Origin of the sequence: Streptococcus oralis, from assembly GCF_016127915.1 — a bacterium.
In the GTDB taxonomy this organism is placed as follows: domain Bacteria; phylum Bacillota; class Bacilli; order Lactobacillales; family Streptococcaceae; genus Streptococcus; species Streptococcus oralis_BO.
The window spans coordinates 1,419,797-1,441,464 of record NZ_CP066059.1 but is presented as its reverse complement, the minus strand read 5'-3'; the positions used below and the strand labels follow the sequence as shown (position 1 = coordinate 1,441,464).

20 protein-coding genes are annotated in these 21,668 nt (G+C 43.8%); 7 read left to right on the top strand and 13 right to left on the bottom strand.

Features of this window, described 5'->3' with window-relative positions:
- Window positions 1-14: 14 nt before the first annotated feature.
- The 9 genes from I6H78_RS06970 to treP form a co-directional block, all read right to left on the bottom strand.
- Window positions 15-743 (bottom strand): segregation/condensation protein A, encoded by a 729-nt coding sequence (locus I6H78_RS06970; RefSeq protein WP_000351891.1) that lies wholly within the window; start codon window positions 741-743, stop codon window positions 15-17.
- The gene (gene xerD / locus I6H78_RS06965; RefSeq protein ID WP_332836291.1) at window positions 743-1,477 is read right to left on the bottom strand and encodes a site-specific tyrosine recombinase XerD; all 735 of its coding nucleotides are present in this window, start codon (window positions 1,475-1,477) and stop codon (window positions 743-745) included. The genes I6H78_RS06970 and xerD overlap by 1 nt, the downstream gene beginning before the upstream one ends.
- Window positions 1,474-1,935, bottom strand: a complete 462-nt coding sequence (gene cbpB / locus I6H78_RS06960) for a cyclic-di-AMP-binding protein CbpB (RefSeq protein ID WP_198459221.1) — start codon at window positions 1,933-1,935, stop codon at window positions 1,474-1,476. Before cbpB ends, xerD begins: the two co-directional genes overlap by 4 nt.
- Complete coding sequence (locus tag I6H78_RS06955) at window positions 1,932-2,453, bottom strand: metallophosphoesterase (protein ID WP_001118958.1); 522 nt, start codon at window positions 2,451-2,453, stop codon at window positions 1,932-1,934. Before I6H78_RS06955 ends, cbpB begins: the two co-directional genes overlap by 4 nt.
- Entirely contained in the window at window positions 2,429-3,400 is a 972-nt protein-coding gene (locus I6H78_RS06950; protein WP_198459220.1) for a nucleoside-triphosphate diphosphatase, read from the bottom strand. The genes I6H78_RS06955 and I6H78_RS06950 overlap by 25 nt, the downstream gene beginning before the upstream one ends.
- Complete coding sequence (gene racE / locus I6H78_RS06945; RefSeq protein WP_000370379.1) at window positions 3,397-4,191, bottom strand: glutamate racemase; 795 nt, start codon at window positions 4,189-4,191, stop codon at window positions 3,397-3,399. The genes I6H78_RS06950 and racE overlap by 4 nt, the downstream gene beginning before the upstream one ends.
- 204 nt (window positions 4,192-4,395) lie before the next feature.
- Window positions 4,396-4,641: a YneF family protein gene (locus I6H78_RS06940; protein ID WP_000364986.1), complete on the bottom strand. Its 246-nt coding sequence runs from the start codon at window positions 4,639-4,641 to the stop codon at window positions 4,396-4,398.
- Between the two features lie 258 nt (window positions 4,642-4,899).
- Complete coding sequence (gene treC / locus I6H78_RS06935; RefSeq protein WP_198459219.1) at window positions 4,900-6,525, bottom strand: alpha,alpha-phosphotrehalase; 1,626 nt, start codon at window positions 6,523-6,525, stop codon at window positions 4,900-4,902.
- Between the two features lie 63 nt (window positions 6,526-6,588).
- The gene (treP, locus tag I6H78_RS06930) at window positions 6,589-8,556 is read right to left on the bottom strand and encodes a PTS system trehalose-specific EIIBC component (protein ID WP_198459218.1); all 1,968 of its coding nucleotides are present in this window, start codon (window positions 8,554-8,556) and stop codon (window positions 6,589-6,591) included.
- Between the two features lie 184 nt (window positions 8,557-8,740).
- Here treP and treR point away from each other — a divergent pair, with 184 nt between their 5' ends.
- Both treR and I6H78_RS06920 read left to right on the top strand, forming a co-directional pair.
- Window positions 8,741-9,454, top strand: a complete 714-nt coding sequence (treR, locus tag I6H78_RS06925; RefSeq protein ID WP_198459217.1) for a trehalose operon repressor — start codon at window positions 8,741-8,743, stop codon at window positions 9,452-9,454.
- Window positions 9,455-9,707: 253 nt separating this feature from the next.
- Window positions 9,708-14,711: an SIALI-17 repeat-containing surface protein gene (locus I6H78_RS06920; RefSeq protein ID WP_198459216.1), complete on the top strand. Its 5,004-nt coding sequence runs from the start codon at window positions 9,708-9,710 to the stop codon at window positions 14,709-14,711.
- Between the two features lie 69 nt (window positions 14,712-14,780).
- Here I6H78_RS06920 and mraY read toward each other — a convergent pair whose 3' ends face one another.
- From mraY to rsmH, 4 genes are read right to left on the bottom strand one after another with little or no spacing between them, the layout of a single operon-like run.
- Window positions 14,781-15,761, bottom strand: coding sequence for a phospho-N-acetylmuramoyl-pentapeptide-transferase (gene mraY / locus I6H78_RS06915; protein WP_000625793.1), 981 nt, complete (start codon window positions 15,759-15,761; stop codon window positions 14,781-14,783).
- Window position 15,762: 1 nt separating this feature from the next.
- Window positions 15,763-18,018, bottom strand: a complete 2,256-nt coding sequence (gene pbp2x, locus I6H78_RS06910; RefSeq protein ID WP_198459215.1) for a penicillin-binding protein PBP2X — start codon at window positions 18,016-18,018, stop codon at window positions 15,763-15,765.
- Between the two features lie 3 nt (window positions 18,019-18,021).
- Window positions 18,022-18,339, bottom strand: a complete 318-nt coding sequence (ftsL, locus tag I6H78_RS06905; protein WP_000840795.1) for a cell division protein FtsL — start codon at window positions 18,337-18,339, stop codon at window positions 18,022-18,024.
- 10 nt (window positions 18,340-18,349) lie between these two features.
- Window positions 18,350-19,300: a 16S rRNA (cytosine(1402)-N(4))-methyltransferase RsmH gene (gene rsmH / locus I6H78_RS06900; protein WP_000159388.1), complete on the bottom strand. Its 951-nt coding sequence runs from the start codon at window positions 19,298-19,300 to the stop codon at window positions 18,350-18,352.
- A 162-nt stretch (window positions 19,301-19,462) separates the two neighbouring features.
- On the opposite strand from rsmH, the gene I6H78_RS06895 reads away from it, so the two are divergent.
- The 5 genes from I6H78_RS06895 to I6H78_RS06875 are packed head-to-tail and all read left to right on the top strand — an operon-like array spanning window position 19,463 to window position 21,631.
- Entirely contained in the window at window positions 19,463-19,657 is a 195-nt protein-coding gene (locus tag I6H78_RS06895) for a helix-turn-helix transcriptional regulator (protein WP_001082470.1), read from the top strand.
- Between the two features lie 15 nt (window positions 19,658-19,672).
- Window positions 19,673-20,215 (top strand): DUF3278 domain-containing protein, encoded by a 543-nt coding sequence (locus I6H78_RS06890; protein ID WP_198459214.1) that lies wholly within the window; start codon window positions 19,673-19,675, stop codon window positions 20,213-20,215.
- Between the two features lie 10 nt (window positions 20,216-20,225).
- Window positions 20,226-20,567 (top strand): hypothetical protein, encoded by a 342-nt coding sequence (locus I6H78_RS06885; RefSeq protein WP_198459213.1) that lies wholly within the window; start codon window positions 20,226-20,228, stop codon window positions 20,565-20,567.
- A 12-nt stretch (window positions 20,568-20,579) separates the two neighbouring features.
- Complete coding sequence (locus tag I6H78_RS06880; protein WP_198459212.1) at window positions 20,580-21,158, top strand: DUF3278 domain-containing protein; 579 nt, start codon at window positions 20,580-20,582, stop codon at window positions 21,156-21,158.
- Window positions 21,155-21,631, top strand: a complete 477-nt coding sequence (locus I6H78_RS06875) for a glutathione peroxidase (protein WP_198459211.1) — start codon at window positions 21,155-21,157, stop codon at window positions 21,629-21,631. The genes I6H78_RS06880 and I6H78_RS06875 overlap by 4 nt, the downstream gene beginning before the upstream one ends.
- Window positions 21,632-21,668: the final 37 nt, after the last annotated feature.

Here is a 21,668-nt window from a genome sequence, read left to right as displayed (position 1 = left end):
CCTCTCTATCAAGTCTAGCTTTGTGCCTCTTGACTTTCTTCCTTCTTTTCCATGAGATAGATATCTCCGAAACTCTCCTCTTGCACGAGGATCAGTTCCTGGGTTTTGATTAACTCTAGGGTTGCCAAAAAGAGGGTAATGACCTCTTGGACATTCTGGGCTTCCTTGAACAAATCCTGCAAACGCAACTGGTCTCGTCCAGTCAAGGACTCTTTTACAATGCCCATCATATCCTCAATCTTATACTCATCCCGCAGGATGGTCGTGTGGTTCTGAGCGAATTCCTCTTTTTTCTTGGCTAGAATATTTGAAAAAGCCAAAAAGAGGTCAATGGTCGTCCTGTCATGTACAAGCTCCGCATCTTCGTAAATCAACTCTGTCGGCGCTTTGGAATAGTACTGAGCCCGATCTTGGTGCTTGGCCTCCAAGTGCTCACCCAAGAGCTTGAACTTGCGGTATTCTTCGATTTGAGAGAGAAGATCCTGCTCCAGGTCATCCTCCAAGTCTGTCACTTCAGCTACCTTTGGCAAGAGCTTGCGACTCTTGATCAGCATCAGCTGACTGGCCATAACCATATACTCGCCCGTTACTTCCAGACGCATGGCCTGCAGAGTTGAGACATAGGCTAGATACTGTTCGATAACTTCTGTAATGGGCACATCGTAAATATCCATCTGGTACTTAGAAACCAGGTGCAAGAGCAGGTCCAGGGGCCCTTCAAAATCTTTTAATTTAATATCCATTATCTATATTTTTCTAAGGTCAGGACTGTTTTTAATCCTAATTTTTTTGCAATTTCGTACAAATCGACCTTGTTTTCTATTTGTCTTAGAATGAACTGTTCCCGCAAGGCTTGGGCTGATAAGGTTGGGAAACCTTTCTCCTTGACAAAAGATTCTAGCTGACGAAAGGCCCACTGACGAGAATAGGCTTTCCCTCCCCTTTCAAAAAGATAGGTCTGCCCCATCAAGGGTTCCAATTCTGAAATCAAGGTCGTGGGAATGGTAACAATCCTCTGTTGGGAAGCCTTGTTGATTCTCAACACCTGAAAATCAAGATTGATATCCGCAATCTTGAGGGATAAAATCTCACTTGGCAAGAGTCCCATTTCTAGGATTAAGAGCGCTAGCAAGCGGCCCTCTGGATAGTCACTTTCCTGCCAAAAAGACTCTAGGTCTAACAGTTCTGGCTTTTCGGTCTTCTTTTCAGCTTGTTTGGCTAATTCCAAGCGATAAAAACTGTCCACCTCTCCTATTTGATAGAGAAAGTAGAGAAATTGGTTACAGGCCGAAAGTTTCCTTTTCTGGGCGCTCATTTTTAGATTGGCTAGCTGGGCTTGGTAAATCTTGAGACTGCTCTCAGAGACCCGCTCCCCTACCATATCTAAAAATTGCTCCAGATCATACCTATAAGACTGCTTTGAATTGGTAGACAAACCCTGCTTTTTCTCTAAAAAGGCTGAAATGCTATCTCTCATTTGCATCGAATCTCATATTCCTTACTAAAGTCATGCAAGAGGGCATTTACTGCCTTGAGGATGGACTTGCGCGTGATGATTCCTTGGAAAATTCCTTCATCATCTACGACTGGCAAGAAGGGTTCATCCACCAGTTTATGGAGGACCTCTGTGATGTTATAGTCTGGAGCGACGACTGCTACATCCGTCTTGGTCATATTGACGATATCTGTCGTTGCCATCTGTTCATCTGTCAAACCTTGCTCCATTTGATAAGCCAAAATATCTCTCAGACCAATGGTTCCTACAAAGCGTTTGTCAAAGGTCACAACCGGAATACGGGTATAGGTGATTTGGCTCAACACCAAAATCGCATGGTCGGCATTGTGGGTATCAATCAAAGCTGCTAGATTCTCAGCAGGGGTCAGAAAAGTCTCTTCCTGCTCCAGTAAAAATACTTCAAATTCCTTAGCAATCATCGAGCGAACTCCTTGGACAAACCTGGATAAATCTCATGATCACGTGTCAAAAAGTCTACTTTGAAATAGCTGTCATCAATCTCCACACGGGCATAGAGGCATTCTCTGATAGTTCCTCGTGGTTGGCTGATGGAGCCTGGATTTAGAAAAAGAGTCTTTCCTTCCATCCAAGCATTTGGCACATGCAAATGACCATAGAGACAGATATCGGCATCTTCTTCCTGAGCCCAGTAGTCCAACTTTTGAAAGTTGAAATTGATATCAAATAAGTGTCCATGAGTCTGGATGATCTTGGTCGGACCAAGTTGAGTCACCAAACGTTCTGGGTAGCCAGCATAAAAGTCCATGTTGCCTTTGACGACATGGATACCCTCCCAGAGCGGAGAATCGGGACGGAGTTCAGAGTCACCATCGTGAAAAATGGCATCGACTTTCCCCAGATAGCGATTACGAATTTCTTCCACAATCAAGCTATCGCCATGAGAGTCACTCATTACAATGATGGTTTGCTTTGCCATGATGGAAATACCTCCAAAAGTTTCTTAACGGCTAAGGCGCGGTGAGATTGGCTATTTTTTTCTTCAAGGGTTAATTCAGCTGCTGACTTGCCTGTCTCTCCCACAAGGAAAAGGGGATCATAGCCAAATCCATTTTCACCCTTGGGTTCAAAGTTGATATATCCTGGCCAGTCAGCTTCAACAACCAAGCTTTCCCTGTTTGGACTAGCTACGACTAGGGTTGTATGGAATTGAGCTGAGCGGTCCTTGAGTTCAAAGACCATGGCCAATTCGTGCAAGAGTTTGGCATTGTTTTCACGATCAGTAGCCCCCACACCTGCAAAACGCGCTGACCAGACACCTGGCAAGCCACCAAGGACATCAACTTTGAGACCAGAATCATCTGCTAGCACCATCTTGCCTGTTAATTGAGAAATGGTTTCTGCCTTGAGGCGGGCATTTTCTTCAAAAGTCATGCCTGTTTCAGCTACTTCAGGAAGATCTGGATAGTCATTGAGGTTTTCCACGTCGTAGCTTAACTTGTCAAAGATAGCTCGGAATTCCTTGGTCTTGCCTTCGTTGCGAGTCGCAATCAACAAGGTTTCCCTAACCTTACTAGTTTCAAAGAAGGCTTCTACATCAACACCTTCTTTAGGCAATTCTACATGCAAGAGTTGGCCATTTTCAACCAAGAGCAGGGCTCCCTGACGTTGGATGACTTCCAAGTTTCGGCCTGCTTCTGCATTTAAAATCTCAACGATAAAGGAGAGCAGTCGGAAGTTAGAAGACCAGCGCATCACCGTTATTGTAATCGGAAAGCCCTTTTCCTCGTCACGAAAAATCCGCGCTAAATCCATAAAATCAAGCTCGAGAGGATCTTTGATAAGGCTATAGATGCCTCCATAGACATCCCAGACACCGACATACCAGTCCTGGTCATCCTTGTATTCATAAATTTTATTTGTCATAAAGTTACATGCTCCACATGAATCTCTTTTTCCAACCATTCTGCTCCAATTTGGGCAAAACTTTGGCTATTGGCTGTTGTGTAAAAACGATGTTGAAGAGGTCCCGCATCTCGGCTACGGTTGATTTCAAAATAGTTCAGCAAAACCGAGATGTCCCGTACACACTCTGCCCCACTATCGATGAGCTGAACCTTAGGGCCCATGACATTCTGGATGATAGGGCGAAGGAGTGGATAGTGGGTACAACCTAGAATCAGGCTGTCCACCTTTCCAACCAAGGGGCGCAGGGTTTCATAAACCACTTTCTTGGTGACACTGGTTGATAAGGCACCAGACTCGACCAAGGGAGCAAACTTGGGACAGGCCAAACTTTCCACCTGTAAGTCTGGATCCAAATCATGGATTTTTTGACGGTAGATATCTGATTGGACCGTCATGGGCGTTCCAATTACTCCGATTTTCCCACCTTGACTGGACTTGATAGCTGCCGAAGCTCCTGGCAAAATCACACCTAGGACAGGAATGTCTAGTTGAGCCTTGATCTCTTCCCAGACGACCGCAGTCGCAGTGTTACAAGCAATGACAATCATCTTGACATCCTTGGTCAAGAGAAAGTTGACCAACTGCCAAGTATATTCACGAATTTGCTCAGCAGGACGGGGGCCATAGGGCGCCCGTGCCGAATCTCCAATATAGACGATTTCTTCATGGGGAAGCTGGCGCATGAGCTCACGAACAACGGTCAAGCCCCCGACACCCGAATCCAAAAAACCAATTGGTCGATTATCCATACAGTCTTCTTTCTAGTCTTTTTCTCATTGATAGTTCATCATGATTTTTTGTCCTGAATGAACTGACCGACAGCTTGATAGAATGGCAACTGCCTCTCTCTTAATAATAATCAAATATCAATAGAATGCAAGGAAAAAGTCTTATCCTTGAGAACTATTGAACATAGTGAGAAGTCTGGAACTTTCATCCCAGACTTTTCCTATTTATTTCTTTTTATTGTTAGCAAGAGCTGCTTTTTGTTGGCGGATGATTTGGTGGTAAACTTGTTGTACCTTGGCTTCGCTTGGTTTTTGACCATTTGCACTCAAGAGAGCACGAACTGCCTCAGCGTTCAAACGTGGGTTGTCTGCAAATTCTTTTTCGATTTGCTTACGAACCAAGTACATCCCTCCAAGAGCTCCTCCTAGAAAAGCTAGCACAATCAAGACAATTGCTAAAAGTAAGTCCATTCTTTTTCTCCTGTTTCTTTTTGAGTCTTCTATATTATACCATAAAGTGACTTTCCTGACTAGTTTGTTTTACGCTTTCAAGAAGGGCAATAGGCGACAAAAAAGGAGCCCTGCATTTCGATGAAAGAGAGCTCCTTGCTGCGTTTATGCTCAATGAAAATCAAAGAGCAAACTAGGAAGCTAGCCGCAGGTTGCTCAAAACACTGTTTTGAGGTTGCAGATAGAGCTGACGCGGTTTGAAGAGATTTTCGAAGAGTATTATTTTACATAGATAGCCAGTGTTTGATAGGGTTTGAGTACCATTTTTTCAGATACTTCTGTAGTTTCATAGTTAGAAAGCAAAATTTGTCCATTTTGGTAGGCTACTGGCAAGTCAATTTCTACTTCTGTGGCATAAAAGTTATTGAGGACTAGTAACTTTTCATCCTTATGCTGGCGTTCAAAAGCGTAGACTTGCTTGCTATCTTCAAAGGTTCGTTTGTAGCTCCCTTCTGAAATGATCGGCATTTCCTTACGAAGTCGAATCAAGTTTTGGTAGAAGGCGAAAATTGGACCTTTGATTTCATTTTCTACGTTGATGTGAGGGTAGGATTTTCCTGCCTTCAACCAAGGAGTTCCTCTTGTAAAACCAGCATTTTCTGAAGCATCCCACTGCATGGGAATGCGTGAATTATCTCGTGACTTAGCCTGAATAATCTGGAAGGCTTCTTGCTCACTTTTTCCTTCTTTCAAGAGCATCTGATAAGCATTGATGGACTCGACATCCACATAATCAGCCATGGAATCATAGTCTGGGTCAACCATTCCGATTTCCTCACCCATGTAGATATAAGGTGTCCCACGTGAAAGGTGAATGCTGGCAGCCAGCATGGTCGCACCTTCATTGCGGAAATGTTGAATATCGACAAAACGATTCAATGCTCGTGGTTGGTCGTGATTGTTCCAAAAGAGGGCGCTCCAGCCATTTTTATCACTCATCTCCTTGCCCCAGCTATGGTAAAGTCTTTTCAACTCTTCAAAGTCAAAGGGCGCCAAGGTCCACTTTTGTCCATCCTTGTAGTCCACCTTGAGATGATGGAAATTAAAGGTCATGGATAATTCCTGACGGTCAGGTGCCGAATAAAGGACACAGTTTTCCATGGTGGTTGAGGACATTTCTCCAACTGTCATAAAACTATCATCTGATCCAAAAGTGGCTTGGTTCATCATGCGCAAATAGTCATGAACGATGGGCTTGTCTGTGTAAGCTGGCTTTCCTTCATTTTCTGGGCAATCCGCTAAAACCTCATCCTTGCCGATCAAATTGATCACATCAAATCGGAAACCTTTGACTCCCTTGTCTCGCCAGAAATTAACAACCTTGAAAAGCTTCTTGCGGACATTGGGATTGCGCCAGTTAAGGTCAGCCTGGGTCTCATCAAAGAGGTGGAGATAATATTTCCCTGTATCTCCGAAAGGCGCCCAGGCAGAGCCACCAAACTTAGACTGCCAGTCTGTCGGTTGGTCTTGGATGAAGAAAAAGTCTTGGTAGTACTGGTCGCCAGCTAGGGCTTTCTGAAACCATTCGTGTTCTGTCGAGCAATGATTGAGCACCATATCCAGCATAAAGTCAATCTTGTGCTCCTTACCGACACGCACCATCTCCTCAAAATCAGCCATATCACCAAAAAGGGGATCTACTGCCATATAATCTGAAATATCGTAACCATTATCCCGTTGGGGGCTTGGATAGAATGGATTGAGCCAGACCATATCCACACCTAGTTTGGCTAGATAGGGGATTTTTTCGATAATTCCACGGAAATCCCCAATACCATTTCCAGTGGTGTCTTTGTATGATTTTGGATAGATTTGATAGACTACTTTCCCTTTATCAAGTACCATCTGTTTCTCCTTTTCCGATAAAAGGGAGGAACCTGTGTTCCTTCCCTGTTTGGGCTATTTTAATTAGATTCGTGTAGCGACCATGAGAGATTCCCCAGCTTGGATAGTTGTTGGATAAGTTCCAGTGATAGTCGCTGTATAAGCATCTTGGTTAGTGATGATAACTGGAGTTTCTGTCACGAGACCTGCAGCCTTAATGACATCCATATCAAAACGAATCAGTTTCTGACCAACTGTGACGTGGTCTCCTTGGACTACAAAACTTTCAAAACCTTTGCCATCAAGACCTACTGTATCCATACCGATGTGGATGAGCAATTCTACCCCCTCGTCAGAGACAATACCGATGGCATGCTTGGTAGGGAAAAGAACCGTCACTGTCCCATTGACTGGAGAAGTCAACTCACCTTGGCTTGGTTCAATGACTAGACCTTGTCCCATGACGCCTGATGCAAAAACAGGGTCTGTCACTTGACTCAATTCTTTCACTTGACCAGCAAGTGGGCTGACAATTTCTACCGGAGCAAGGGTTACTGGTCCATGACTGACAAATTCTGCCTCTTCTTGGGCAACGAATTCTGCCTGTAAGGCTGTATCATCCTCTGTCTTTGTAAAGAGACCGACTTTGCGGAAGAAGAAAGTCAAGAGCATTGGTACAACAATAGCAACTAGCATGGTTCCTGCAAATGGCAGCATGTATTGAGGTTGAATAGAAAGAATACCTGGCAAACCACCGATACCAATAGAAGCCGCCGTTACATTGAAAGTAACGGACAACATGCCTGCAAGGGCCGAACCAATCATCCCAGCTACAAATGGATAGATGTATTTGACATTGACCCCAAAGAGGGCTGGTTCTGTAACACCGAGATAGGCTGAAATGGTCGCAGGAAGTGAAATCTGAGCCTCACGCTCATCATGGCGATGCATGAAATAATAGGCAAATACGGCAGAACCTTGGGCAATATTAGAAAGAGCAATCATTGGCCAGAGGGCAGTTCCGCCCGCATCCGCAATCAATTGTGTATCAATGGCATTGGTCATATGGTGAAGACCTGTGATGACAAATGGAGCATAGAGAGCACCAAAAATCGCACCGAAGAGCCATTTAACAGGACCCGTCAAACCTGCCAAGACAACTGCTGAAAGTCCTTGACCAATTGTCCAACCGATTGGTCCCAAGACAGTATGAGCCAAAATCAAGGCTGGAATCAATGACAAGAAGGGTACAAGAATCATGGAAATGACTTCTGGGATATGCTTGCGCCAGAAAATTTCAAGATAAGACAGACTCAAACCTGCAAGCAAGGCTGGGATAACTTGAGCTTGATAACCAATACGATTAACAGTAAAGTAGCCAAAATTCCATACCCAGTTGGCTGCAATTTCTTCTGTTGAAGTAGAAGCAACTGCATAGGCATTGAGCAACTGTGGCGAAACCAAACAGATCCCGAGAACAATTCCCAAAATTTGACTGGTTCCCATCTTACGAGAAACAGACCAGGTAATCCCTACTGGTAAGAACTGGAAGATAGCTTCACCAGGCAACCAGAGGAAGTGATTAACCCCTGACCAAAACTGAGAGGATTCTGTGATGGTCTTACCATCCAACATCGACCAATGCACACCTTCCAAGACATTACGGAAACCGAGGATCAATCCTCCAACTATCAAGGCTGGAATAATCGGAGTAAAGATTTCTGCTAGAGTGGTCATAATACGTTGAAGTACATTTTGATTGCTCTTAGCTGCAGATTTGGCTGCTTCTTTGGAAACACCCTCAATGCCTGAAACAGCTGTAAAATCATTATAAAAAATCGGCACGTCATTCCCAATAATCACCTGAAATTGACCGGCATTGGTAAAGGTCCCTTTGACGGCTGGAATTGACTCGATAGCCTTAACATTGGCCTTCTTTTCGTCACCGAGAACAAAGCGCATCCGCGTCGCACAGTGGGTGACAGCAGTGACATTCTCCTTACCTCCGATCGCCTGAAGCAGATCTTTGGCTTCTTGTTCAAATTTTCCCATTTGATTCTCCTTATACTTGTCAAAGCAAGCTTGACTTGATAGTTCTATTGTAAACGATACCAAACTTGTAGGCAACTTGTTTGTTGAAAAAAGAGGATATTTTTGTGATTTTTCTAGCACTTGTATGGTAAAATAGATACAAGTGTGTATAGAATAATACTCAAAACTCATTTAAGGAAGCAAAATGAAGAAATACCAACAATTATTTAAGCAAATCCAAAAAACCATTCAAAACGAGACATACGCTGTCGGGGATTTCCTCCCCAGCGAGCACGAACTCATGAATCAGTATCAGGTGAGCCGTGACACCGTCCGAAAAGCTCTGTCCCTTCTCCAAGAAGAAGGATTAATCAAAAAGATAAGGGGACAAGGTTCTCAAGTCGTCAAAGAAGAAACGGTCAATTTCCCTGTCTCCAACCTAACCAGCTACCAAGAACTGGTCCAGGAACTTGGACTTCGCTCTAAGACTAATGTGGTCAGTCTGGATAAAATCATTATCGATAAAAAATCCTCACTGATAACCGGCTTTCCAGAGTTTCGGATGGTGTGGAAGGTGGTCCGCCAGCGTGTGGTGGATGACCTAGTATCCGTTCTGGATACGGACTATCTGGATATGGAACTGGTCCCAAATCTCACTCGCCAAATTGCTGAGCAGTCTATCTACTCGTATATAGAGAACGACCTCAAACTCCATATTGATTATGCTCAGAAGGAAATCACCATTGACCACACGGGTGATCGAGACAAGATTCTCATGGACATTGGCAAAGACCCTTATGTCGTTTCAATCAAGTCAAAAGTCTATCTCCAAGACGGGCGCCAATTTCAGTTCACCGAAAGTCGCCATAAATTAGAAAAATTTCACTTTGTCGACTTTGCCAAAAGACATCCGAAATAAACACTTACAGTTGGGAATACTCTCAACTGTTTTTTAGTAGTAAATGGTCGAATTGAGAGTTGGAAAAGAGGAGCTGCTTGCTACTTATTCTACTATTTTAAGAAAAAACAACAACAAATATGTCTCTTGCTAAAAAGCTATTGACAAATGCTAAACGACCATTAGAATGGGAAGTGAGGAGATAAATAGAAACAATTTAAACGAAATTGCTTTATAAAATGTAAGCGGTTTCGAATAGATGAAGGAGGGTTTTATGAAAAAACACTTTTGGGAGAAATCCTGTCGCTATAGCATCCGCAAGCTGACGGTTGGGACTGCTTCTGTTTTGCTGGGGGCTGTTTTTCTAGTCAACCACACTGTAGCCGCAGACAGTGTTGAGGTCAAACAAACTGAACCAACCTCTGTCGAAGCTATCACTAAGCCTGATAGTGAACCCAAAGTTGCTGAAGCTACTGAAACTACAAATCCGTCTCTAGCAGAAAGTCCAGTAGTTTCCGAAAGCAAGCTAGCCGAAGAGACTCAGACAACAAATAGTCAAGCTAGTGAAGAAGCCATTGTAGAAGCTAAAGAAAATAAGGAACCTGAAAAAGCAGATCAGCCGGTGACAAAACAAGAAAACTATCAACTCAACTACAATCAACCAACCCCCCCTTCCTATGATGGTTGGGAAAAACAAGCTCTCCCAGTCGGAAACGGAGAAATGGGAGCCAAGGTCTTTGGTCTGATTGGTGAAGAAAGAATCCAGTATAACGAAAAGACTCTCTGGTCTGGAGGTCCTCAACCCGATAGCACCGACTATAATGGTGGGAACTACAAGGATCGCTACAAGGTCTTAGCAGAAATTCGTAAGGCTCTCGAAGCTGGTGACCGCCAAAAAGCGAAACAACTAGCTGAACAAAATCTCGTTGGCCCTAATAATGCCCAATATGGTCGCTACCTAGCCTTTGGTGATATTTTCATGGTCTTCAATAACCAGAAAAAGGGTCTAGATACAGTAACAGATTATCACCGTGGTTTGGATATCACAGAGGCTACTACGACCACTTCTTACACCCAAGATGGGACGACCTTCAAACGCGAAACCTTCTCCAGCTACCCTGATGATGTCACCGTGACCCACTTGACTAAAAAAGGAAACAAGACGCTTGACTTTACCCTTTGGAACAGCTTGACAGAGGACTTGCTTGTTAATGGTGACTACTCTTGGGAATATTCCAACTATAAGAACGGTCATGTCACTACAGATGCAAACGGAATCCTTCTAAAGGGAACTGTTAAAGATAACGGCCTCAAATTTGCATCCTACCTAGGAATTAAAACGGACGGAAAGGTGACTGTTCAGGACGAAACTCTAACCGTTACAGGCGCAAGTTATGCGACCCTCTATCTCAGCGCCAAGACTAACTTTGCTCAGAATCCAAAAACCAACTATCGAAAAGACATCGACCTCGAAAAAACAGTTAAAGGGATTGTCAAAGCAGCTAAGGCCAAGGACTACAAAACACTTAAGCAAGACCATATCAAGGATTATCAAAGTCTCTTTAATCGCGTCAAACTAAATCTAGGTGGAAGTAAGACTGATCAAACGACAAAAAAAGCCCTTCAAAGCTATAACCCTAGCAAAGGGCAAAAATTGGAAGAACTCTTCTTCCAATACGAACGTTATTTATTGATCAGTTCGTCTCGTGATCGGACAGATGCCCTTCCTGCCAACCTACAAGGAGTCTGGAATGCTGTAGACAATCCACCTTGGAACGCTGACTACCACCTCAATGTCAATTTGCAAATGAATTACTGGCCAGCTTACATGAGTAACCTTGCTGAAACTGCCAAGCCAATGATCAATTACATTGATGACATGCGCTACTACGGCCGTATCGCTGCCAAAGAATACGCTGGTATCGAATCCAAAGACGGACAAGAAAATGGCTGGCTGGTCCACACCCAGGCCACACCATTTGGCTGGACTACTCCTGGTTGGAATTACTATTGGGGTTGGTCGCCAGCTGCTAATGCCTGGATGATGCAGAACGTCTATGACTACTATAAATTCACCAAGGATGAGACTTATCTCAAAGAAAAGATCTATCCTATGTTGAAAGAGACTGCTAAGTTCTGGAACTCCTTCTTGCACTATGACCAGGCCAGTGACCGTTGGGTGTCTTCTCCATCCTACTCACCAGAACACGGGACCATCACGATCGGAAATACCTTTGACCAGTCGCTAGTCTGGCAGCTATTCCATGACTACATGGAAGTTGCCAACTATCTGAAAGTCGACCAAGACTTAGTCACAGAGGTCAAGGCTAAATTTGACAAACTAAAACCACTTCATATCAATAAAGAAGGACGCATCAAGGAATGGTATGAGGAGGACAGTCCACAATTCACTAATGAAGGGATTGAAAACAACCACCGCCACATTTCCCATCTAGTTGGGCTCTTCCCTGGTACGCTCTTTAGCAAGGACCAGGCTGAATACCTAGAGGCTGCGCGTGCTACCCTCAACCACCGTGGAGATGGTGGTACTGGTTGGTCTAAGGCTAATAAAATCAACCTCTGGGCTCGTCTCTTGGACGGTAACCGTGCCCATCGCTTACTCGCTGAACAGCTCAAATACTCAACCCTAGAAAACCTTTGGGATACTCACGCGCCTTTCCAAATCGACGGAAACTTTGGAGCAACTAGTGGGATGGCAGAAATGCTCCTCCAATCTCATACTGGCTATATTGCACCATTGCCAGCCCTTCCAGATGCTTGGAAAGACGGTCAGGTTTCTGGTTTGATTGCCCGTGGTAACTTCGAAGTCAGCATGAAGTGGAAAGATAAAAACCTTCAAAACTTGTCCTTCCTGTCAAATGTCGGTGGAGACTTGGTTGTAGACTATCCAAATATCGAAGCCAGTCAGGTTAAGGTCAATGGCAAACCAGTCAAGGCAACGATCCTTAAAGATAATCGTATCCAGCTTGCAACACAAAAAGGTGACGTCATTACCTTTGAACACTTCTCTGGTCGTGTAACCAGTCTAACAGCAGTTCGACAAAATGGAGTCACTGCCGAACTCACCTTTAATCAAGTAGAAGGCGCTACCCACTATGTCATCCAAAGACAAGTAAAGGATGAATCTGGACAAACCTCTGCAACTAGAGAATTTGTAACCAATCAAACCCACTTTATCGACCGCTCACTAAATCCTCAACTCGCCTATACCTATACCGTCAAGGCTATGCTGGGAGAAGTTCCTACCCAAGTATCTGAAAAGGTCACTGTAGAAACTCCTAGTGAATTGATGGATGACCGAGACAGTCGTATCCAGTACGGAGCTGCCTTTGGAAACTGGGCAGACTCAGAATTATTTGGAGGAACAGAGAAATTTGCTGACCTTTCAAAAGGAGACTACACAGACGAAGACATCACTGCCACCATTCCTTTCACTGGCGTTGGTATCGAAATCTATGGACTAAAATCGTCCGAACTAGGTCTTGCCACTGCTAAAATTGACGGCAAAGAGGTTGGAGAACTTGATTTCCATACTGCTGGGGCAACTGAAAAAGGTAGTCTCATTGGTCGCTTTACAGGATTAGCAGATGAACCTCATACATTGACTCTTAGCGTTAAGCGTGAGCACAAGGGACGTGGAAGTGAACGCTCGAAAATTTCATTAGACTACTTCAAGGTCCTATCTGGAACAGGCAACACGATTGAAAAAATGGATGATCGTGATTCGCGCATCCAGTATGGTGCCCAGTTTAAGGACTGGTCTGACCCTGAACTCTACGGTGGTACGGAAAAATACGCTGACATCAACAACAGTGACTCTAGTGCAGCTTCAGAAGCTCAGGCAACTATTTCCTTTACTGGTACAGGTATTCGTATCTATGGCTTGAAGAGCCTTGCCCTTGGACGAGCAAGTGTTACACTAGATGGAAAAGAAATGCCTGCTTTGGATTTCTATACGTCAGGCGCAACTGAAAAGAGAGCCTTTATTGGCGAATTTACAAATCTTACTGATGGTCCGCACACCCTAACATTACGTGTTGACCCAGATTCGCCAGAAGGTCGCAAGAAAATTTCTCTAGACTCCTTTGACATCATCAAAGCCCCAGCTGTTGATTTAGATAGCCCAAGTATCGCGCCTCTTAAGGAAAATGACAAAACCATTTCCTTAAGCCTACCATCTGGAGATTGGGAAGCCATCGCAGTGACCTTCCCAGGAGTCAAAGATCCTTTAGTCCTACGCAAGGTGGATAAAACGCATCTGGTTACAAGTGGAGATCAGACTATCCTATCAGTCCAAGACAATCAGGTTCAAATTCCAATCCCTGAAGAAACCAATCGCAAAGCTGGAAATGCCATTGAAGCTTATAGCATTCAAGGAAATACCACAAGTAGCCCTATCGTAGCCGTCTTTACTAAAAAGGATGAGAAAAAGGTTGGCGAGAGTCAGCCAACTACAAGCAAGGGGGACGAACCAGCTCCTACTGTTGAAAAAGCTGAATACACTGGGCCTATCGGGACTGCAGGGCAAGAAGTGCCGCCTACTGTTGAAATTCCTGAATACACCGAACCTATCGGAACAGCAGGTCAAGAGGAAGCACCTACTGTTGAAAAAACTGAATACACTAAGCCTATCGGAACTAGCGGAGATCAGACTACTCCGACCCTTAGCCTTCCTGACTATCCAGTTCGAGTCTTAAAAGACAAGGAAACTGGAGTAGAAATCATCGGTGGAGCCAGCGACTTAGAAGGAATTTCTCACGTTTCTAGCCGACGTGTCCTAGCTCAAGAACTCTTTGACAAGACCTATGATGCTTACGACCTACAACTTAAAAATCCAACCGATCATAGCTTGCAGCCAAAAGGCTCTGTCTTAGTTCGCCTGCCTATTTCAGCTAGCGTAGAAAACATCTACTACATCACTCCGACCAAGGAGTTGCAAGCCCTTGATTTCACCGTTCGAGATGGAAAGGTAGAATTCATCACTCATCATTTCAGTACCTATGCTGTCGTCTATCAAGCTACTGGAATAACCACTAACACAGAGGAAAAACCAAGTGCTTCAGATGCAGAGACCTTAGCACACGAGACTGAACAACTTTCAGCTAGTCCTAGTCTTGCGAAAGCTGGAAATCATTCTCCTAAAGAAGAGCTTCCAGCAACAGGAGAAGCGTCCAATCCACTCCTCTTCTTAGCAGGACTCAGCCTAGCCCTTACAGCCACTTTTATGTTAAAAGGGAGAAAGGATGACTCCAACTAACTTTTAATCACACAAAAACAGGATGAAGATCACCTTCATCCTGTTTTATTTTGTAATCAGAAATTATTTTTACAGTAGGTATAAAAAGGCTAGAGTCAGGAGACTTGCTAGAAGTCCTACTCCCCAAAAGAAGAAGTCAACCTTCCACTCGCTCCAAGGATTGCCCTTGCCTGAGAATCCTCCAAGCTCAAAATGGTGATGCACAGGTGTCATACGGAAAATACGCTTTCCACCACTAATTTTGAAGTAGGTAACCTGCATCATAACAGAGCTTGTCTCAAAGACATAGATAATCCCAATCAGCAAAAGGGTCCATTCTTGGTGGAGGGCCATAGAGATTGCTGCCAGCATCCCACCTAGAGCCAAACTTCCCACATCTCCCATGAAAACCTTAGCAGGCTTGTGGTTAAAGACGAAGAAACCTAGCAAACCACCAATCATGGCAAGAATCACAAGAAGGATATCCAGTTGATTTTGCATATAAGCAATCACACCGTAGGCCGATAAGCTAATCACCACTGAAATACTTGCTAAGCCGTCGATCCCGTCCGTCAAATTCACCGCATTTGAAAAGCCAACTAGCCAGAAAAGGGCAAAGAAAATATAGAAAATACCCAGATGTACTTGGTAGCCAAAGACTGAAAGCATGTCGCCACCACGCTCATAAAAGAGGTAGAAAATCACTCCTCCAAGGAGCTGGAGAGCAAGTTTTTGCTTGGGATTTAAACCTTCGTTGATTTTACGAAAGACCTTGAGGAAATCATCCAAAAAACCTACCAAACCATACAAAACCAAGATAAACAAGATCATGCCTACATTGTTGGTCAATTGTTGGGTAAAGAGAGCGACAAGGAAGCTCACAACAACTGCAACAATAAGGAAGACAAGACCTCCCATGGTTGGAGTCCCAGCTTTAGCTTGATGTTGTTTGACATCCTCGTGCATCTGCTGACCTGTAATCTGTGCTTTTCGATAAAATCGGATAAAGGCTGGAATACCTATCAAGGTCAATAGAAAGGCTAGAACTCCAGCACTAATGGAACTAATCATCTTAATCTCCTAAAGTTATTTTCATTTTTTTAAGGTCTTTGAGGGCTGTATTGGCACGAACACTTTGTTTCTTGACCGTTTTGCCACTACCTTCCCATTCGACTTCTATATTCAGCCATTTGGCAAATGTTTGCACATTTTCATCTGTCCAGCCATACATATCAGGCATTTCTTCGACCTTATCTGACAGGATCAAGATTTGCTGATTGGCTTCCAAATTATCTCCTTCAGAAACCGAGAGTTCCTTGATCTTGGTTCCTGTTCCGATAACGATTGGTTGGACAAGGTTGCGACGCAATTCCTCTGCTAGGTCACCCGGAGTAAAGTCCTTGGTAGCTGGCATGGCATAGCTTGTCGTCTTGCTGACCTGATCTAAGCTCTTGGCAGTTGACTGAAGATTGAGGGATTCTTTCATAGCAGAAGCTCGCTCAAGGATTGGGTTGGCAAACTCCCCAAGCTGAACACCCGAATAATGCTCTGGCTGTTGCACCGTTACATAGAGGATAAAGTCAGGATTTTCTGCAGGATGCATCGACACAACAGAGAAGATATAGTTGGTTTCACCCGTCAGGTAGCCCCCATTCTTCTCATCGGCAATCTGAGCAGTCCCGGATTTCAGGGCGACATTCTGACCTGGAACATTGACATTAGGCTTTTCTGTACTGTGGTTGTACATGGTACCGTAGACAGGATCTGTTCCGACCATGACCATGTGCTCCCGAGTAGAGGACGCTGCTTCTTTTGACACAGGATTTCCGACAATTTCCTTTTGAGACTTACGAACAGACTGGTCATTTGGATCATAGAGGGCGCTGATAAATTTCGGCTCCAACATAACCCCATCATTAGCAATAGCTGTAAAGGCACGAAGCATCTGGGTCTGGGTAACAGAAATCCCTTGTCCAAATGAACTCATGGCGATATTGACAATGTTATCAGCAGGCAATTGACCTGTGTACTCATCTGCCAGACCAAAACGGGTCGGCACCCCAAACTTAAAGCGGTTAAGGTAGTCCAGCCAAGTTGTATCCCCCATCTTTTGCTCAAGCAAGGTCATCCCGATATTACTTGAGTGGGCAAATCCTTGAGAGAAGGTCATGGTGCCACCACTGGTCAATCCTTCATTGACGTCCCAGTCTCGAATGGTCGCATCTGCTAGTTTCAATTCGCTACTGTTAAAGTATTCGCCACCAGGGAAGGTATTGTTATCAATGGCTGAGGCCAACATCATCACCTTCATGGTCGATCCTGGCTCATAGTTACTTTGATAGAGGATATCACGCCAGACAAAGTCTTTTGTGATGCCATCCTTGGTATCGGCATTGAAGGTCGGCCGTTGAGTTGTAGCCAGGATTTCCCCTGTTTTAGCGCTGACCAAGGTAGCCGTCATATACTTGCCTTTTACCTTTGCCTGAAAGGCATCCATCTGTGTTTCCATAAAGGATTGCAAAGGACTAGAAAGGGTTGTGTAGACATCCTTTCCGTCTACCATGTGTTGGGAAGCCTGCTCCGTACCCGGAACAATATTTCCCAGACGATCCTTCTCATAGGTGATAATACCATCTGTACCTGCAAGAATACTATTTAAAGAACTCTCCAAACCAGATGTCCCAATCAAACGTTTGGTGCCATCCTCATTTTCATGGAGTTGCGCTAAACCGATAAAGGAAGAAGCAAACTGTCCATTGGGATAACTGCGGTTAGGGCTAGTTGTAAAGTCAACCCCTTCAACCCCAGCTGTTTTGAGGTCATTTTTTATGGCCATCATATTGGCATAGGTGATCCCATTCCCCTTGGCTCCAAAAGATACCTGTTTCAGATCTGGCTGAGAAAGTTGTTCTTTGACATAAGACTCCTCCATATCGAGGTATTTATGGAAAATCTCAGCCACCTTATTAAATTGAGAATCCTCTACATAGAGAATTTTGCCTGTTGCTGACTTGTAGGTCTTGTCAATAACCGCATATATATTATAAGAAGTCGCATCCTCTGCAATAGGCGTTCCATTACGATCGTATATAGTCCCTCGTTTTGCAGGAATCGTCTTGGTTGTTTGGTGAACCTTTTTGGCTTCTTGAACCAAGTCCTTACCAAATTTTTTACCCGTTCCGATGATGACCGCAAAGTTGACCAAAAAGACCGCGAAGAGTATGACAGCCAATAAACTCAGGCTTTTCCCTACTCTTCGACGATTTTCTTCTGGAGATTTACGGTTACGAACGGCATAACGGATGATTTTTTCTTTCCACTGTTTCATTTCTTACTCCGCTGCTCGGATATTTTCGTTATTCAGCTGCAAATCCTTGGAGTTTGCAATCTCTTTCAAACGTTCTGAACGAATCAATTCATTGACCTCTTGCTTGGCATCGTCTAGCTCGGTTTTCTTTTCTTCGATTTGAGCATTGACCTTGGTCAATTCATTCTGAACTTGTAATAGCTTGGTCTGCATAAACACAACGCTAATTGCCAGGATAATCATTGTTGCAGCAATCGAAACATAGAAGGCCTTTTCCACACGAGAAAAACCTTTGAACTTCGTTTGCAATAACTGGCTTGTTTTTTCGATTCTTTCTGCCATGTTTTTCCTCTTACTTGTGAATTTTTCTAGCCACGCGCAACTTGGCTGAATGCGAACGATTGTTGGCTTCTAGCTCTTCAGCACTTGGCAAGATTGGCTTGCGGGATACCAATTCCATCTTGGGCTTAAGGTCATCTGGAATGAAGGGCAAGCCTTTCGGAACTTCCACTGTTGAAGCTTCTTTAAATAATTGCTTGGTCAAGCGATCTTCCAGAGAATGGAAGGTAATGACCGAGATTCTCCCATCCAGAGCCAGCATGTCCATAGCCTGCTGGATAGATTCATCTGCAGCGCCCAGCTCATCATTAACTTCGATTCGGATAGCTTGGAAAATCTGCTTGGCAGGGTGTCCCTTTTTCTTGAGTTCCTTGGCAGGCTTGGCCGACTTGATAATCTCTGCCAACTCCGTCGTTGTCTCAATGGGCTTCACCTCACGCGCTTGCTCAATCTTACGGGCAATCTGTTTAGAGAATTTATCCTCACCATACTTAAAAAAGATCCGAACCAAGTCATGATAGTCATAATGATTGACCACCTCATAGGCCGTCAGACTAGCTTCCTGATTCATCCGCATATCCAGTGGCGCATCCTTTTTATAAGAAAAGCCACGTTCACGCTGATCTAGCTGAGGACTGGACACTCCCAAGTCATAACAAATTCCATCAATTTCCTGGACACCAGCCTCCTGCAAACGAGCCTGCAAATGACGGAAGTTATCCTTGATAAAGGTTACCATCCCCTTTTCGATATAGGGTGCCAACCGTTTTTGCGCATTATCAATGGCATTCTGGTCTTGGTCAAAAGCATAGAGATGCCCTTTTTCGCTCAATTTACTTAATAAATATTCGCTATGGCCTGCTCCGCCCAAAGTCGCATCAACGTAGATACCGTCAGGTTTTACGTCAAGCATATCAATCGTTTCATGAAGCAAGACCGTTACATGATGAAATTCTTTTGTCATATCTTATCTATTTTACCACAAATCCGACCAGCTTGCACTTGTCAGACAAGGCTAAGTTTCTTCGAAAAAAATTCTCAAAAATATGTCATGTATACTTGACATCTCATCTCCAAAAGAATATAATGTAGTCAAATATATACGACATATCAGAAAGGAGACCCTATGAATCGTGTCAAAGAATTCCGCAAGGAACTGGGCATTTCCCAGCTCGAGCTCGCCAAAGATATCGGTGTCTCGAGACAGACCATCAATATGATTGAAAACGACAAGTACAATCCAACCCTGGAACTCTGTCTCAATCTCGCCCGCAGCCTCCAAACTGACCTTAACAGTCTCTTTTGGGAAGACGATTTTTAAAAAAGGAGCAAACAAATGAAAAAAGAAACTCTCACTGACAAACTCATCAAACGTACATACGGCATTTCTGGCCCCCTTGACGAACACAAACGGCGCGAGGCCGATCGTATCGGGAATCAGGTCTTTATCGTTCTCTTTTATCTCATGATATTTGGCAACCTCATCCCCTTTGTCCTTGCTTATAAATACCCGCAAATTGTCGCTATCGGCTATCCTCTCGTGGTATTTGGCATTTCGCTGATGGCTGCCCTCTATGTGGTCTCTCAAACCAAGAAAACGGGCATCACAGCTATTGACCCCGAAATGTTAAGCAAGAAAGAAAGTAAACAACTGCATTTTCCTGGTCTAAAAGCCGGTCTAATCTATGGCATGGGCATGTTCTTTGGAATACCGCTTCTGAATGTCCTAACCGATGATAGCAAGGATTATCTTGGTTCTCTTTTAAATACAGGGCATTTTGTATCAACTATCCTAGCTACCCTCTTCTTCGGAGTGACCATACAAATTATCGTCTCTCTGCGCATTCGAAAAGCCAAGAAAGATCGAGAAGACGACTAGGAGGTTCCTTATGAAATCACTAGCTAGGCTACTGATCAGTCATGTTTTTATCAGTATCTTTGTTACCTTTTTCCTACTTTCTGGACATATTGAGCCTCCTTTCTTGATTATCTTTCTTTTATTCCTTCCTGTATTGAACAAGGGACAGAGATTCCAGAAAATCCAATCAAAAAAAATACGTCTTCTAAACGCATCTCTCTGTTTTATCCTCGTATCCTTTCCACAACTTTTAACAAATCCTATGGATTGGAGATACCTGGTATTTCTAATAATCTGTATCATTTTTAGTTTGGTTTACTTCTATACTCTCTATCAACTCTTTAAAGAAGTCAATCAAAAATCGCTCATTTAGGAGGTTACTCCCATGAAAAAAGAAGATCTCACCACTCGCTTACTCAAACTATTCTTTCACATACAAGGGCCTTTTGATGAATGTCGCCAAGAGATAATCTACAGAGCAGGTGCCCGAGCCTTGATCCAAATCGTTTACTCCTCTCTCCTACTCTTCCTGTTCTATCTCCTATTTGGACGCTTCATAGAGTTGGTTCGAGATGCCATGCCCTACCTCTATTTTGGACTTATCTTCGTCCTCTCATCTAGGGCGAGACTAGCAGTTCGCAACTTACATTTAGACAAGGATGACCCGTCCGAAATCCATCACAAAAGCTACAGCAAAAGCCAAATCAACCTTCGTAGTTGGGGTGTATTCATCAGTATTCCAATTGGCTTGTTTGTCTTATCAGCCTTTCACAAACTCTTTGTTCAGCATCTTCCCCTCAATACCTTTTGGGACAATCTCTCCCAGTTCGATAAAACGCTCCCTTTACTAGTCTTGAGTTTGGGAATTGGTGCCATCTTTGGAACCATGACCTATGCCTTTTTATCGGAACACGAGATGAAACACTCTGAATCAGGAATGCATAAGGAGAATATAGAAAAATGACCAGTATATATGATTTTTCTGTTTTGAACCAAAACAACCAAGCAACTCCCCTGGAGAGCTATCGTGGCAAGGTTCTCTTGATTGTCAACACTGCTACAGGATGTGGTTTAACGCCCCAGTACCAGGGACTTCAAGAACTCTATGAAAGCTATCAAGAACAAGGATTTGAGATTTTAGACTTTCCTTGCAATCAGTTTATGAGACAAGCACCCGGCAGCGCTGAGGAAATCAATAGCTTCTGCAGTCTACACTACCAGACCACTTTCCCTCGCTTTGCCAAGATCAAGGTCAACGGCAAGGAGGCAGATCCTCTTTATGTTTGGCTAAAAGACCAGAAATCTGGCCCGCTAGGAAAACGAATCGAATGGAATTTTGCTAAGTTTCTCATTGGTCGAGATGGGCAAGTCCTTGAGCGCTTCTCTTCCAAAACAGACCCCCAAACCATCCAAGAGTCTCTTCAAAAAATACTTTAATTTCTTTTTAAAACGTATCCTTTCATTTAGTTTGAGC